Raw genomic sequence first — 13,722 nt, forward strand, 5'->3', positions numbered from 1 at the left:
CGCCTTGGAGGGAAAAACTGTCATGAGCGCTGCCCGGGTGGGCGTCGTCACCTTCCCCGGAACACTCGACGACCAGGACGCCGCGCGAGCCGTACGGCTGGCCGGAGCGGAGGCGGTGCCCCTGTGGCACGCCGATCACGACCTCAAGGGAGTCGACGCCGTCTTCCTGCCCGGCGGGTTCTCCTACGGCGACTATCTTCGCTGCGGGGCGATCTCCCGGTTCTCCCCCCTCATGACCGAGCTGATTCCGGCCGCCCAGGCCGGGCTGCCCGTGCTCGGCACCTGCAACGGCTTCCAGATCCTCTGCGAGGCGCACCTGCTGCCGGGCGCGCTGACCCGCAACGAAGGGCTCCACTACATCTGCCGCGACCAGCGCATCCGCGTGGAGAGCACGCGTACGGCGTGGACGGCGGACTTCGCGGACGGCCAGGAGATCGTGCTGCCGATCAAGCACGGCGAGGGCCGTTACGTGGCCGACGCGGACACGCTGGCGGCGCTGGAGGGCGAGGGCCGGGTGGTCTTCCGCTACGCCGGGAGCAACCCGAACGGCTCGCTCAACGACATCGCCGGGATCACCAACGAGGCCGGGAACATCGTCGGCCTCATGCCCCACCCCGAGCACGCGGTCGAGGACCTGACCGGCGCACCGAGCGTGGACGGCCGCGGCTTCTTCACCTCCATTCTGAAGAGACTGGTGAACGCATGACCCTGGACTCCGTCACGCGGGCGCAGGAGACGCCGGACGAGCGCCAGCCGTACGCCGAGCTGGGCATGAAGGACGACGAGTACCAGCGCGTACGCGACATCCTCGGGCGCCGGCCGACGAGCTCCGAGCTGGCGATCTACTCGGTCATGTGGAGCGAGCACTGCTCCTACAAGTCGTCGAAGGTGCACCTGCGGCAGTTCGGGACCAAGGCGCCCAAGTCGGAGGCCCTGCTCGTCGGCATGGGCGAGAACGCCGGCGTGGTCGACATCGGCGACGGCTGGGCCGCCACCTTCAAGATCGAGTCGCACAACCACCCGTCGTACGTCGAGCCGCACCAGGGCGCCGCGACCGGCGTCGGCGGCATCGTGCGCGACATCATGTCGATGGGCGCCCGGCCGGTCGCGGTCATGGACTCGCTGCGCTTCGGCGGGGCCGACCAGCCGGACACGCGCCGCGTGCTGCCCGGTGTCGTCGAGGGCATCAGCCACTACGGCAACTGCCTCGGCCTGCCCAACATTGGCGGAGAGGTCGTCTTCGACCCCTGCTACATCGGTAACCCGCTGGTCAACGCCCTGTGCGTCGGCCTGCTGCGCAAGGACCAGATCAAGCTGGCCACCGCGCCCGGCCCCGGCAACAAGGTCGTGCTGTTCGGCGCCAGGACCGGCGCGGACGGCATCGGCGGCGCGTCGGTGCTGGCGTCGGCCACCTTCGAGGACGAGTCGCAGGCCAAGCGGCCCGCCGTGCAGGTCGGCGACCCGTTCATGGAGAAGCTGCTGATCGAGTGCTGCCTGGAGCTCTACCAGGCGGACGTGGTCGTCGGCATCCAGGACCTCGGCGCGGCCGGGGTGTCCTGCGCGACGACCGAGCTGGCCGCCAAGGGCACCGGCGGCATGGAGGTGAACCTCAACCTCGTCCCGCTGCGCGATCCCTCGCTGCGGCCCGAGGAGATCCTTATGAGCGAGTCGCAGGAGCGCATGATGGCGGTCGTCACGCCCGACGACATCCCGGCCTTCATGGCGATCTGCGACAAGTGGGACGTGCCGGCCACCGTGATCGGCGAGGTCACCGACACCGGCAGGCTCGTCATGACGTGGGACGGCGAGGTCATCGTCGACATCCCGCCCGGCACGGCCGCCGACGAGGGCCCGGTATACGAGCGCCCCCTCCACGAGCCCGCCGGGCAGGCGGCGCTCAACGCGGACGGCCCGGAGCGCCTGCCGAGGCCCGAGGACCTGCGGGAGACCCTGCTCACCCTGCTCGGCTCGCCCAACGTCGGGTCCAAGGAGTGGGTGACCTCCCAGTACGACCGGTACGTCCGGGGCAACACGGTCCTGGCCCAGCCCGCCGACTCCGGCATGCTGCGCATCTCCGAGGTCATGCCGGGCGCGCAGGAGACCACGCGGGGCATCGCGCTCGCCACCGACGGCAACGGCCGCTACGCGAAGCTCGATCCGTACACGGGGGCCCAGCTCGCGCTGTCGGAGGCGTACCGCAACGTGGCGGTGACCGGCGCGAAGCCGCTCGCCGTCACCAACTGCCTCAACTTCGGTTCGCCGGAGGACCCCGAGGTCATGTGGCAGTTCTCCGAGGCCGTCCGCGGCCTCGCCGACGCCTGCCGGACCCTGGGTGTGCCGGTGACCGGCGGCAACGTGTCGTTCTACAACCAGACGGGCTCGACGGCGATCAACCCGACGCCGGTGGTCGGCGTGCTCGGGGTGATCGACGACGTGGCGCAGCGCGTCAGGTCCGGCTTCACGGCCCCCGGCCTGCGGGTCCTCCTGCTGGGCGAGACCCGCGAGGAGTTCGGCGGCTCGGAGTGGGCGCACGTCGTCCACGGCCACCTGGGCGGCCTGCCCCCGCAGGCGGATCTGGAGGCCGAGCGCCGCCTGGCTGCGGTGCTGACCGAGGCGGCGGCCCGCGGGCTGCTGGAGGGCTCCCACGACCTGTCCGACGGCGGTCTCGCCGTCGCCCTGGCGGAGTCGTGCCTGGCTCAGGGCGTCGGCTGCACGGTGACCCTGCCGGGCGAGGACGCCTTCGTCGAGTTGTTCAGCGAGTCGGCCGCGCGGGCGCTGGTGTGCGTGCGGCCCGAGGCGTTCGACGCCTTCGCCGACCTGTGCGTCCGCCACGAGGTCCCCTGCTCCGGGCTCGGCCTCACCGGCGGTTCCGCGCTCGCGGTCGAGGGCGTCCTCGACGTCCCGGTCGAGGAGCTTCGCGAGGTCCACGCGTCCGCGCTCCCGCGCTTCTTCGGCTGATTCCGATCGAGGGAAGGCCCTTCCGGACCGATCGTCCGGAAGGGCCTTCCCCTGTGGCCGACGCCTACTTCCGCGGCGTCCGCCGCTCCGCTCACGCGCCGAGCAGGAATCCCGCGGCGGCGCGGTAGAGCGCGTGACGGCCGGACTCCAGATGCATGAGGTGACCTCCCTCACTGATCTTGACGTCCTGCCGCAGCGGCGACGACGTCATCGCGGCGAACAGGCCACGGGCGTCCTCGTCCGTGCACATCGAGTCCCACTCACCCCGGACGATGCAGGTCGGCGCCTCGATCAGACCCGGCTCGTAGGGCAGATCCCCCGACCACGCGGCGAGGATGTCGGCCTGTGGCCCACCGGGGGTACGCACACTCGGCGTGCTGCCCCCGCCGGAGACCGGGTCGGTCGCCAGCCATTCCGACGCCCACTGGTCGAACTGCGGGGTCAGCACGGGCGGGTGCCCGTCCGGGACGTCCCTGACGAAGCGGGAGTGCTGCTCGGCGACGGTCAGAGGAAACCAGCCACCCAGAGTGGCCGGATCCGGCAGGCCGGTCAGATCACGGCGCGCGAGCGGCGCGAACAGGACCAGCCGGTCAACCAGTCCGGGAAAGCGCCCGGCCACGAGGCCGGCGACCATGGTTCCCCATGAATGCGCCAGCAACGACACCCGCCCACCGCCGCGTACGGCCACAACGTGCCGCACCACGCGTTCGAGCTGGCGGGCCGACTCGTGTGCCCTGCCCAGCGGCGGGACCCGGGCCGGGGCGCCGTCCTGGCCCGGATACCGCTCCGAGCGGCCGAAACCGGCGAAGTCGAACGCCCAGACATCCAGGCCCGCTTCGGCGAGATCCGCCCCCCAGGACCGGCCGTCCAGCGGATAGCTCACCGACAACGCGGACGGGAACGTGGCACCGTGAACGTAGAGCACGGCCGGCAGGGACTGCGGCTCGCGGCCACGGTGCGGGTGCTGACGGCTGACGAACAGGTCCGGCTCGCCAGGGGTCGAGAGCATCGAGCTTTCGACGTCACGAGCAGGATACGCAGAGGTCGTCTCGGTCATAAGGCAACACTGCCGCGGAAACACTTCGGTCTGTGCCGAACCGTGATGTCGTAGACGGCGCGGCGCGCCTTGCACGGGACGCGACCTAGGCTTACCAGGATGAATCTTGACGAGGCGGTAGGTCTGTGGGATCCGGAGCCGGGATGGCTGAACACCGCGAGTTACGGCATACCGCCCGCGCCGGCGTTCGAGGCGCTGCAGGGCGCGCTGGATGAGTGGCGTCGCGGGGCCAACGGCTGGGACAAGTGGGACCGGTCCACCGATCGCGCACGCGCCGCCTTCGCGCGTCTGGTCGGCGTCGCGGCCGAGGACGTGGCCGTGGGCGCCTCCGCCTCGCAGGTGCTGGCTCCGGTCGCGGCCTCGCTGCCGCCCGGTTCGCGCGTCGTCGTCCCCGACATCGAGCAGACGTCGAACCTGTTCCCCTGGCTCGCGCACGATCTCGACGTGCGCACGGTGCCGCCCGCGGCCCTGCCCGGAGCGATCGACGAGCGCACGGACGCGGTCGCCTTCAGCCTGGTCCAGTCCGCGACGGGCGAGGTCGCGGCCGCAAACGAGGTCGTCGCGGCGGCGCGGACGCACGGCGCACTCGTCGTCGCCGACGCCACCCAGGCCGTCGGCTGGACACCGGTCGACGCGACGCCCTTCGACGTCCTCGCCGTCTCGGCGTACAAGTGGCTGATGTGCCCGCGCGGCACCGCCTTCTGCTACATGAGCCCGGCCGTGCGCGACCGCATCCGCCCGATCGCCGCCAACTGGTACGCCGGTGACGGCGACGCCTCGTACGGACCGCCCCTGCGGCTGGCGAAGGACGCCCGGCGATTCGACATCGCCGCCCCCTGGTTCTCCTATGTCGCGGCCGCCCCCACGCTGGAGCTGCTCCTGGAGATCGGCATCGGTCCGATCCACGACCACGACCTACGGCTCGCCAACCGGTTCCGGACCGGCCTCGGCATGCCGCCCGGCGACAGCGCCATCGTCAGCGTCACCCGCCCGGGCGCGGCCGAGCGGCTCGCGGCGGCCGGCATCCGCGCATCCGTCCGCAAGGGCGCGGCACGCCTCGCCTTCCACCTCTACACGACGGAAGCCGACGTGGACACCGCCGTCGCGGCACTGATCTGAGGTCTCCACCTCCCCGGAACCGTCCCTCACCCCCGACCGATGCGCGGCGACGCCCAACCCCCCGGCGCAATGGCCGGGAGGGCGGGCGCGGTCACCTCAGAGACCGATGACGTGGCACTTGGCCGACGCGGTCTTGGTGGGGTCGCTCTCCGAGGTGGCGGTGAGCGTGACGGTGGCCAGGCGGCTGCCGCCGTCGGCACGCTGGGCGTGGACGGCGACGTCGTCGTGCTCGCCGAAGCCGACCGCGGTGAGGGCGTTCGGCGTGATCACCGACCAGCCCTTCCCGTCGACCTTCGCCTCCAAGCGGTAGACGTCGCTGCCGAGGTACTTGCTGACGTCCTCGGGGTGCTGTCCCTGCGCGGACGCCGCCTTGCCGGTGTTGAACAGCGGGAACCGGCAGGTCGACACGCCCTTCTGGGCCGCGGGGACCCCGGCGCCCGGAAGCAGCTTCACGCCTCGCTGCTGCGGGCCCGACCCGTCCAGCGAGCGGACGGCGACCGTGTACGACAGCGTGCCGTCGCGGCCGCGGTGCGGGTCGATGACGTAGAACTGCAGGCGGTTGGCCTGGTCCACGTACTCGTACTGGCTGCCGGAGTCGGTGCCGGCGTGGAAGAGGGCGTCGGCGAGCTGCCGGTAGTCGCCGATCGTGATCGGGACCTTGGTGCCGTCGGGCAGCACGTAGTCGGTCATGCCGATGTCCTGCGGGTTGGCGTCGATCACCCACTCGAACGGCGCCCTGTCCTGGTCCTTGGTCTTGGCCAGCAGCACACCGGAGTCGGGGGTGAACGAGTCGGTCCCCATGCGGTCCACGACCTCGACCGTGTAGTTGTCGTAGCCGCCGCCGTCGCACAGCGGGTCGGTCGCGGTGTTGCACGAGCCCGTGGACTTGTCACCGGTGCCGAAGGCGATGTTCACGCCCGTCAGATCGTCCTTGCCCGGCTGGACGGCGCGGGCCGTGACGTCGGCGACGACGAGTCCCGACTGGGCGAGCGCGTCACGCGACAGGCGCAGGACGTTCTGCTCGTCCACCATGTTCAGCTTGATCTTGTTGCGCAGCATGTGCTGGGCGCCCATGGACGCGCCCGCCGTGGGCGGGATCAGCCAGCGGCTGTGCGGCCCGCCCGGCCCGTTGAAGCTGCCGCGGCTGAGCATCTCCCAGATGCCGGTGTACGCCCGGCGCATCGGCGTGCCGTACGGGTTGTTGTAGTTGTCCGCGATGCCCATGATGTGGCTGAACTCGTGGGCGAACGTCCCCATGCCGGAGCTCTCGGTCTGGACCGAGTCGATGCCGAAGCGCGCGTTCGGCCAGAACGTCGAGCCCGCGGCCCACGACGTCCAGTCCACGTAGCGCGTCTTGGACCAGTTGGGCAGGTTCGGGTCCGGCGGGCCGAAGTCGTCGGTGACGTCCTCCTTGGTGGGGAACTTCATCATGCCGAACTCCTGCCAGGTCGACGACTCGTCCTGGCCGGCGCTCAGGTAGAAGACGAAGTCGAACTGGCTCGCCACCTCCTGGCCGACGGCGTTCAGCCAGGCGGTGTTGCCGTCCGTACGCAGGTTCCTGTTGCAGTTGTCCCCCGCCGGGCAGGCGTCCCGCTGATACTCCATGCCGTACTCGTACGACTTGCCCGGCATCGTGTAGGGGCCGAACGCGGTGAGGTCGACGCCGTACCGGCCGCCGGAGTCCTCCATCCAGTACTCGTGCAGGGTGTGGCCCTTGTTGAGCTGGTTGGGGGTGTTGAGGAAGTCCTGGTAGAACTTGGCGACCTGGTCACGGGGGACGTCGTGGGCCTCGGCGCTGGGGTTGCCGAACACGGTCGAGTTCTGCGGCTGGGTGACCACGAACGGCTGGTTGGGGTAGTCGACCAGCACCAGCGCGCCCTTGAAGGTGCGCGCCGAGCCCTTCACGGCGGGGTTGGCCCAGTCGGTGCCGGGGATCTTCTTGTAGTCCGCCCACGTCATGTGGTCGGGATTCTTCCAGTTCTGCGGGTCGATCGGCGCGACGACCCGGGACGGGCGGCCGCGCAGGGCCTGCGCCTCGTCCGGCTGGTCGCGCTGCCAGGGCTGGGTCTGGGGCCAGTGGTCACGCCGCCAGGGGAGATCGGGGTCTCCGCCGGGGGCCGCGGAGGCGGGGGCCGCCGTCAGCGCGAGCGGGACGAGCGCAATCGCCGCCACTATGCCCGGGAACAGCGTTTTTGAGAGTTTCACGAATTATGACGCTATAGAGACTATTGACGCAGATCATCGGTCACTTGTAGGGAAGACCAGCGGGCCCTTCTCCTACAAATGTCGAAGCGTCCAGGTGGAGGCCGAGTGGTGGATCTGCAGCGAATCGTGGACGACCTCGCCCTTCGCCTCGAAAGACCTCTGCTGCTCGAGGACGGCCGCCAGCGCGTCGTCGCCTACAGCGAGCAGGACGGGCCGATGGACGACGTCCGCCGCCACTCGATCCTGCGCCGCCACACCACCCCCGACGTGCGCGACTTCCTGCGCTCCGCGGGCATCCACGAGGCGACCAGGCCGCTGCGCACGCCCGGCGCCCCGGAGCTGGGGCTGCTGCCGCGGGTCTGCGTCCCCGTACGGCACGACGGCCTGCCGCTGGGCTTCCTCTGGTTCATCGACGCGGCCCCGACCATGACCGAGCCGGAGATCGCGGTCGCGGCGGAGGCCGCGCCCACCCTGGCCCTGACCCTGTTCCACGAGAGCCTGGCCTCCGAGCTGGCCTCGCGCCGCGAGCTGGAGGCCGTCACCGGACTGCTGCTCCGCGAGCCCGACGCCGACAGGACCCTGATCGAGGCGGGCGCGTTCCCTCACGGCGTGCCCGTGACCGTGGCGGTCGCCAGGCCCGTCCGCGGCGGGGCCGACGAGACCCTGCCGCTGACGCTGGAGCGCGGGCTGCTGGCCCTGCGGCGGCGTCTGGCCAGGCATCATCCCCTGCATCTGGTGCGCTACGACCACGCCGTACTGCTCACCGCGGGCACCCGCGTCTTCCCCGAGGAGATGCACGCGGCCCTCGGGACGCCGGTCCTGGTCGGGATCGGCTCCCCACGCCCCTCGCTCTCCCTCGCGGCCGAGTCGTACGAGGAGGCGTTGCACGCCGCCGACGTCGCCGCGAAGGTGCCGGAGTTCGGGCGCTCGGCGGAGTGGGGCCGCCTCGGCGTCTACCGCATGCTGTCCGGGGTGCCGCACGGCAACCTCCATCCGGGGCTGGCGCGACTGCTGGACGAGGCCCAGCACCGGCCGCTGCTGGAGACCCTGGAGATCTACCTCGATCTCGCCGGCAACGCCCAGGCCGTCTCCCGCCGGCTGCGCCTGCACCGTACGTCGCTCTACTACCGCCTCCGCCGGGTCGAGGAACTGGCGGAGACCGACCTCAGGGACGGCGAGGAGCGGCTGAGCCTGCATCTCAGCCTCAAACTCGCCCGCCTCTCGGGCCGCTACCGCCCCTCCCCCCTCCCCGTCGAGACCGAAAGCCCCGGCCAGTGACGGCTCATGGGAGATCCTCGCCACTGCGTGCCCTGACGTTGCCCTCTGAGCGTTCGCTCAGACGTTCGCGGGTTTGCGGGCGATGAGGTAGGCCTGGGGGGTTCGCTCGAACTCGCGGCGTTCGGTCTTCAGCTGCGCGACCACCGGCAGTCCCGCCTCGGCCAGCATCGTCGCCGCGCGGTCCGGCGACAGGCGGTGAAAGTCGAGCGCGACCTGCCGGCCGAACACCTCCGCCGCGTGGAAGGGCTCGTCGCCGACCTGGAAGGCGAGCAGCAGATGCCCGCCCGGCGCCAGCACCCGGTGGAACTCGGCCAGCGCCGCCGGCTGCCGCTCCGGCGGGGTGTGGATGATCGAATACCAGGCGACGACGCCGCCGAGGGCCTCGTCGGCGATGTCCAGGGCCGCTATCGCCCCCTCCTCGAACCGCAGGCCCGGGTGGTCACGCCGGGCCAGCGCGATCATCGCCGGCGAAAGATCGACGCCGAAGACCTCGAGGCCGAGCGCGTGCAGGTGCGCCGTGATCCGGCCGGGCCCGCAGCCGACGTCGGCCACCGGCCCGGGGACGCCGGACGCCCGCACGATCTCGGCGTAGACGGCGAGCATCGCGCGCTCGAACGGCTCGTCGTCCAGTCGGTGCCGGAGGCGGTCGGCGTAGTCCGCTGCGACGGCGTCGTACGCCGCCCGGGCGATCTGCAGATAGGAGGGCTCGGTCATGATCGAACACCTTAGAGAACCGGCGGCGGCCCGGAACCCGACGAAGGCCCTTCCGGTAACCCCTCCGGAAGGGCCTTCGCAGTGCCGCACGCCAACGCCTCGTCGCGTACGGCAAGCATGATCGGCGCGTCGACGGAGCCCCCACGGACTCCGGCGGCACGCCCCTTACGAGATCTTGGTGCAGATGGCGTAGACGAGGCCGTTCCCCTCGCCGTCGCTCGCCAGCTCGACCCTCCAGCCGTTGCCGCTCATGTAGCTGCCCGTGACGGTCCTACTCGAACTGATCTTGTAGCCGCCGCCGGTGACCGTCTCTCCCGTCGCGCAGGAGACGGACGCGCTGCTCCCCGAGATGAACTGACTCGCCATGCGCGAGGTCAGCGTGGGGGCGCCGCCGGAGCCACCCTGGTCCTTGAGCCACTTGAGGAAGTCGGCCTCGTCCTTGGCACTGCAGGCGCCCTTGTTCCAGATCTCGCAGGCGCTCTTGCCGTCCTGGCCAGGGGCGCCGTCCTTCCCGTCCCGACCCGGAGCGCCGTCCTTACCGTCCTGGCCGGGGTCGCCCTTCTCGCCCTTTTCGCCCTGGGCACCCTGCGGGCCGGCAGGGCCGGCAGGACCCTGTGGACCGGCAGGACCCTGCGCACCGGCGGGACCCTGCGCACCGGCGGGACCGACGGGGCCGGCAGGGCCCTGCGGGCCCGTCGCGCCCACCGGGCCCTGCGGTCCGGCCTGGTTCCACGACACCTCGGCCTCGGACGGCCTGCACGTCGCGGTGGCCTCGACCAGACGCACGTCACCCGTGGTCTTGTGCGCACAGGCGTAGAGCACGACGTCACTCGCCGACGAGGCGGTGGCCGCGCCACCCAGGACAAGGACCGATCCGACAAGAGCACCAGCCGTCATCAGACCGATAGTGCGTCCGCCCGGCAACTTGATAGCCACGGAACTTCCCTTTCTGAGGCACACGAACTGCGTGGACACAGAGGTTGTACGCATAAAACACGCATCACGAAATATGCCGGTTGTCATCCGGAAGATCACGTATGCGCATCTTCGCTACCGGTGAGTCCGAGTGGTCAAGAAATGGGCCGGACGCGAGCATGGCGGAGCCCCCACGGACCCCACCACCTCGCCAGCCACGTCACATGCAGAGCACGTAGACCGTGCCGCTGGCGTTCTTGCCGGAGACCTGCCAGCCGAGCGGCTTGCTGTTCAGGAAGTACGGGCTGCTGACCCAGAACTGCCCGCTGCTGCTGCCGGAGGCGTTGTAGCCGCCGCCCGTGGCGATCCCCTTCTCGCACATGACGATCTTGGTGCCGCCGCCGCCGCTGAAGTTGAAGCTGTCGGACTTGTAGGTGGCGCCGCCCGCGCCGCCGGAGCCGGAGCCGCCCGAGTCACCCGGGTCGCCCTTGTCGCCCTTCTCACCCTTGAGCGAGGCGAGGAACTGCGCGACCGTCTTGCCGCCGTTGCCCGGCTGCGCCTTCCAGATCTCGTAGGCGCTCTTTCCGTCCTCACCGTCCTTGCCGTCTCTGCCGTTCCTGCCGTCGGCACCCTTGGGGCCCTGCGGACCGGCGGGGCCGCGCTCGCCGTCCTTGCCGTCCTTGCCCGGCCTGCCGTCCTCGCCCGGAAGGCCGCGAGGACCGGTGTCACCCTTGCCGCCGTCCTTGCCGTCCTTGCCGTCCTTGCCGTCGGCGCCCTTGAGTCCCTGCGGACCGGTGTCGCCCTTCGGGCCCTGCGGACCGGCGGGACCCCGCAGACCCTGCGGGCCACGCGGACCCTGGGCGCCGGTGTCGCCCTTCGGGCCGGTGCCGCCGATGCCCACCGGACCCTGCGGACCGGTCCTGTTCCACGACACCTTCGTCTCGGTCGCCTTGCACGCCGTCGCGGCGTTGACCAGGCGCATATACCGCGTGCTCTTGTTCACACACGCATACAAGGCGGCGTCACCCGCCGACGAAGCGGTCGCGGCGCCACCCAGAACCAGCACCGATCCAGCCAGAGCACCAGCCGTCATCAGGCCGATGGTGCGCCCGCCCGGCAACTTGATAGCCACGGGACTTTCCTTTCTCAGGCACGCGAAGTGCGCGGAAAAACAGAGGTTACGCACGTGATTCACGCGTCGGCCGATACGTGGGTTGTCATGCGGGACATCACGTATGCGCATCTCCGCTATCCGTAAGCGCGAGCCGTCAAGAACGTTCCAATGGGCTCTCGGCCTTTCGGCCCGGCGCCCGGTGAGAGGGCCCCAGGACAATCCAGACGTACGGTGCACGACAGAATCGACGGCATGGCCGAAACCCCCCTGGAGCCCGGCTCTCCCGAGCATGCGAAGGCCCTCCGGTACGCCTGGAGGGTCTGCTCCGTCACCGGGCTCGGCCTCGTCCTCATCGGGCTCAGCTCCAGCACGCTGAATGTCGCCCTTCCCGCGGTCGTGCGGCACTTCTCGGCCGGGCCGCTGGCGTCGAGCTGGATCCTGCTCGCGCATCTGCTGGTCAGCACCGCGACGCTGGTGTTCTTCGGCCGCGTCGCGGACCTGCTCGGCAGGCGGGAGGTCTACCTCGTCGGGTTCGCCATGTTCACGGGCGCGTCGCTGCTCGCCGGGATCGCGCCGGACGTCGGCGTGCTCATCGCCCTGCGGGCGCTCCAGGGGCTCGGCGCGGCCATGATCCTGGCCAACGGCACGGTGATCGTCACCGCCGCCTTCCCTCCCGACCGGCTCAGCCAGGGGATGGGCGTCTACATGGCCACGCTCTCGGTGGCCCAGCTCGCAGGGCCGACCCTCGGCGGCCTCATCGCGGACACGCTCGGCTGGCGGTGGATCTTCTGGATCAACGTCCCGGCGGGGGTGGTCGCGCTCGCCTGGGGCGCGGCCGTGCTGCGGAAGGTCCCCACCGGCCCCCGGCAGTCCGTGGACGCGCTGGGCAACCTGATCGTGTTCGCCGCGCTGTCGGCCGTTCTGATCGCCATCAGCCAGGGCGAGCCGTTGCCCGGCGTGGCCGCCGCCGCGCTCGTCCCCGCGCTGTTCGCGGTGGAGCGCAGGGCGCGCAACCCGGTGCTGAGCCTCACGCTGTTCGGCGGGCGCATGCTGCTGTGCGCCAATCTGGCGTCGTTCGCCAACGCGCTGGCGCGCTCGTCGCTGATCCTGCTCGCGGGGCTCTACTTCCAGGCCGCGCGCGGGTCCGACGCGCTGGCCGCCGGCGTGGGCGTGCTGCCGGTTCCCGTGGGCATGACCATCGCCTCTCCCCTGGCGGGCGCGCTGGGCCGCAGGGTGAGCCCGTACGCGCTGTCGGTGGGCGGGTGCGTCCTCACGGCGTCGGGGCTGCTCGTCCTCACGGTCTCGGCCGGTCCGGCCACGCCCTACTGGGTGATCGGGATCGGGCTCTTCGTGTGTGGGTGCGGCAGCGGCGCCTTCCTGACCGGCAACACGACCCAGGTCATGAGCGCGCTGCCCGAGGAGAGCCGCGGAGTGGTGAACGGCTTCCGCCTGATGGTCATGAACGTCGGCGTCGTGCTCAGCGTGGCGACGACGCTGAGCGTGCTGACCGCCTCGGTGGCGCCGGCGCTGCGCGACCAGGTCTACGCGGGGACGCTGTCCCAGGTGTCCCCGATCGCGCTGCGGCAGCTCATGACGGGGTTCCGCACCACCTATCTCGTGCTGTTCTGCGTCGCGCTGTTCGGCGTCTTCTTCGCGGCCATGGCCTCGACGCCGGACATCAGGAGATCGAGCCCGAAGGCGTAGTACGCCTCCACGTCGGGCTCCTCCTCCGTGGTCTTGGCGTATTCGACGATCCGGGGAAACTCGTCGGCGGGGAACTGTTCCAGGCGCAGCCGCCTCTGCCGGCGCCACTCGGCCGCCTCCGCGGCGCTGAACGCGCCGGGGCAGCCCGGCTCGTTGTCGACCAGTGCCATCGCGCCGTGCAGCAGGTAGGTGGAGACGGCGAAGCCCTCGCCCAGCGTGAACCCCGCCTGGGACAGCAGGTCGAGCGCGGTGTCGGTCGCCCGGGCGAAGTTGGGGAGCTCCTGCTTCTCGACCATCCCGAGCAGCCCCGGCATGTAGCGGTGCCGCCGCATCACCCCGACCAGCGCCTCGACCATCGCCCGCAGCCGCAGGTTCCACGGCGCGTGCGCGTCGAACTCAGGGGTGACCTCGGTGAGCAGGTGGTCGGCCAGGCAGACGAGCAACTGGTCCTTGTTCTTGACGTGCCAGTAGAGCGCCATCGGGGTGACCCCGAGCTCCTGGGCGAGCCGTCGCACGGTGACCGACTCAAGGCTCTCGGCGTCGGCCAGCTCGACGGCCTTCTCGACCAGACTCCGGCGGCTCAGCCGCTCCGCGTTCGCCATGGCCCGCAGCCTCCCTACCTCCTCGGCACTTGACAACTATACGCCGTACAAGGTCT

At 70.9% G+C, this 13,722-nt stretch carries 11 protein-coding genes; 5 read left to right on the forward strand and 6 right to left on the reverse strand.

Features of this window, described 5'->3' with window-relative positions; genetic code table 11:
- Positions 1-22: 22 nt before the first annotated feature.
- Together purQ and purL are read left to right on the forward strand one after the other, a co-directional pair.
- Entirely contained in the window at positions 23-706 is a 684-nt protein-coding gene (purQ, locus tag ABZ860_RS14140) for a phosphoribosylformylglycinamidine synthase subunit PurQ (protein ID WP_357219773.1), read from the forward strand.
- Positions 703-2,958: a phosphoribosylformylglycinamidine synthase subunit PurL gene (purL, locus tag ABZ860_RS14145; protein ID WP_357219775.1), complete on the forward strand. Its 2,256-nt coding sequence runs from the start codon at positions 703-705 to the stop codon at positions 2,956-2,958. Before purQ ends, purL begins: the two co-directional genes overlap by 4 nt.
- Positions 2,959-3,049: 91 nt before the next feature.
- On the opposite strand, the gene ABZ860_RS14150 is transcribed toward purL, so the two are convergent.
- The gene (locus ABZ860_RS14150) at positions 3,050-3,967 is read right to left on the reverse strand and encodes an alpha/beta fold hydrolase (RefSeq protein ID WP_357219777.1); all 918 of its coding nucleotides are present in this window, start codon (positions 3,965-3,967) and stop codon (positions 3,050-3,052) included.
- Between the two features lie 147 nt (positions 3,968-4,114).
- Here ABZ860_RS14150 and ABZ860_RS14155 point away from each other — a divergent pair, with 147 nt between their 5' ends.
- Complete coding sequence (locus tag ABZ860_RS14155) at positions 4,115-5,134, forward strand: aminotransferase class V-fold PLP-dependent enzyme (RefSeq protein WP_357219779.1); 1,020 nt, start codon at positions 4,115-4,117, stop codon at positions 5,132-5,134.
- Between the two features lie 96 nt (positions 5,135-5,230).
- On the opposite strand, the gene ABZ860_RS14160 is transcribed toward ABZ860_RS14155, so the two are convergent.
- Positions 5,231-7,339 carry a M6 family metalloprotease domain-containing protein gene (locus ABZ860_RS14160; protein WP_357219781.1) on the reverse strand — a complete coding sequence of 703 codons (2,109 nt, stop codon included), beginning with the start codon at positions 7,337-7,339 and terminating at the stop codon, positions 5,231-5,233.
- A gap of 108 nt (positions 7,340-7,447) precedes the next feature.
- Here ABZ860_RS14160 and ABZ860_RS14165 point away from each other — a divergent pair, with 108 nt between their 5' ends.
- The gene (locus ABZ860_RS14165) at positions 7,448-8,617 is read left to right on the forward strand and encodes a helix-turn-helix domain-containing protein (protein WP_357219783.1); all 1,170 of its coding nucleotides are present in this window, start codon (positions 7,448-7,450) and stop codon (positions 8,615-8,617) included.
- A gap of 57 nt (positions 8,618-8,674) precedes the next feature.
- On the opposite strand, the gene ABZ860_RS14170 is transcribed toward ABZ860_RS14165, so the two are convergent.
- From ABZ860_RS14170 to ABZ860_RS14180, 3 genes are all read right to left on the reverse strand, one after another.
- Positions 8,675-9,331 carry a class I SAM-dependent methyltransferase gene (locus ABZ860_RS14170; protein WP_357219785.1) on the reverse strand — a complete coding sequence of 219 codons (657 nt, stop codon included), beginning with the start codon at positions 9,329-9,331 and terminating at the stop codon, positions 8,675-8,677.
- A gap of 165 nt (positions 9,332-9,496) precedes the next feature.
- Positions 9,497-10,228: a hypothetical protein gene (locus ABZ860_RS14175; RefSeq protein WP_357219787.1), complete on the reverse strand. Its 732-nt coding sequence runs from the start codon at positions 10,226-10,228 to the stop codon at positions 9,497-9,499.
- 238 nt (positions 10,229-10,466) lie between these two features.
- A complete protein-coding gene (locus tag ABZ860_RS14180; RefSeq protein WP_357219789.1) occupies positions 10,467-11,378 on the reverse strand; it encodes a hypothetical protein in 912 nt (303 codons plus the stop codon).
- Positions 11,379-11,612: 234 nt separating this feature from the next.
- On the opposite strand from ABZ860_RS14180, the gene ABZ860_RS14185 reads away from it, so the two are divergent.
- Complete coding sequence (locus ABZ860_RS14185; RefSeq protein ID WP_357219791.1) at positions 11,613-13,064, forward strand: MFS transporter; 1,452 nt, start codon at positions 11,613-11,615, stop codon at positions 13,062-13,064.
- On the opposite strand, the gene ABZ860_RS14190 is transcribed toward ABZ860_RS14185, so the two are convergent.
- The gene (locus ABZ860_RS14190) at positions 12,971-13,666 is read right to left on the reverse strand and encodes a TetR/AcrR family transcriptional regulator C-terminal domain-containing protein (protein ID WP_357219793.1); all 696 of its coding nucleotides are present in this window, start codon (positions 13,664-13,666) and stop codon (positions 12,971-12,973) included. The two genes, ABZ860_RS14185 and ABZ860_RS14190, sit on opposite strands and share 94 nt — an antisense overlap.
- Positions 13,667-13,722 lie beyond the last annotated feature (56 nt).

Origin of the sequence: Microbispora sp. NPDC046973, from assembly GCF_040644495.1 — a bacterium.
GTDB lineage: Bacteria > Actinomycetota > Actinomycetes > Streptosporangiales > Streptosporangiaceae > Microbispora.

Excerpts from the sequence above, each read along its gene's own strand:
- ABZ860_RS14185 (WP_357219791.1), top strand. The coding sequence starts at position 11,613 with ATGGCCGAAACCCCCCTGGAGCCCGGCTCTCCCGAGCATGCGAAGGCC.
- ABZ860_RS14175 (WP_357219787.1), bottom strand. The coding sequence starts at position 10,228 with ATGACGGCTGGTGCTCTTGTCGGATCGGTCCTTGTCCTGGGTGGCGCG.
- ABZ860_RS14190 (WP_357219793.1), bottom strand. The coding sequence starts at position 13,666 with ATGGCGAACGCGGAGCGGCTGAGCCGCCGGAGTCTGGTCGAGAAGGCC.
- ABZ860_RS14150 (WP_357219777.1), bottom strand. The coding sequence starts at position 3,967 with ATGCTCTCGACCCCTGGCGAGCCGGACCTGTTCGTCAGCCGTCAGCAC.
- purL (WP_357219775.1), top strand. The coding sequence starts at position 703 with ATGACCCTGGACTCCGTCACGCGGGCGCAGGAGACGCCGGACGAGCGC.
- purQ (WP_357219773.1), top strand. The coding sequence starts at position 23 with ATGAGCGCTGCCCGGGTGGGCGTCGTCACCTTCCCCGGAACACTCGAC.
- ABZ860_RS14170 (WP_357219785.1), bottom strand. The coding sequence starts at position 9,331 with ATGACCGAGCCCTCCTATCTGCAGATCGCCCGGGCGGCGTACGACGCC.
- ABZ860_RS14155 (WP_357219779.1), top strand. The coding sequence starts at position 4,115 with ATGAATCTTGACGAGGCGGTAGGTCTGTGGGATCCGGAGCCGGGATGG.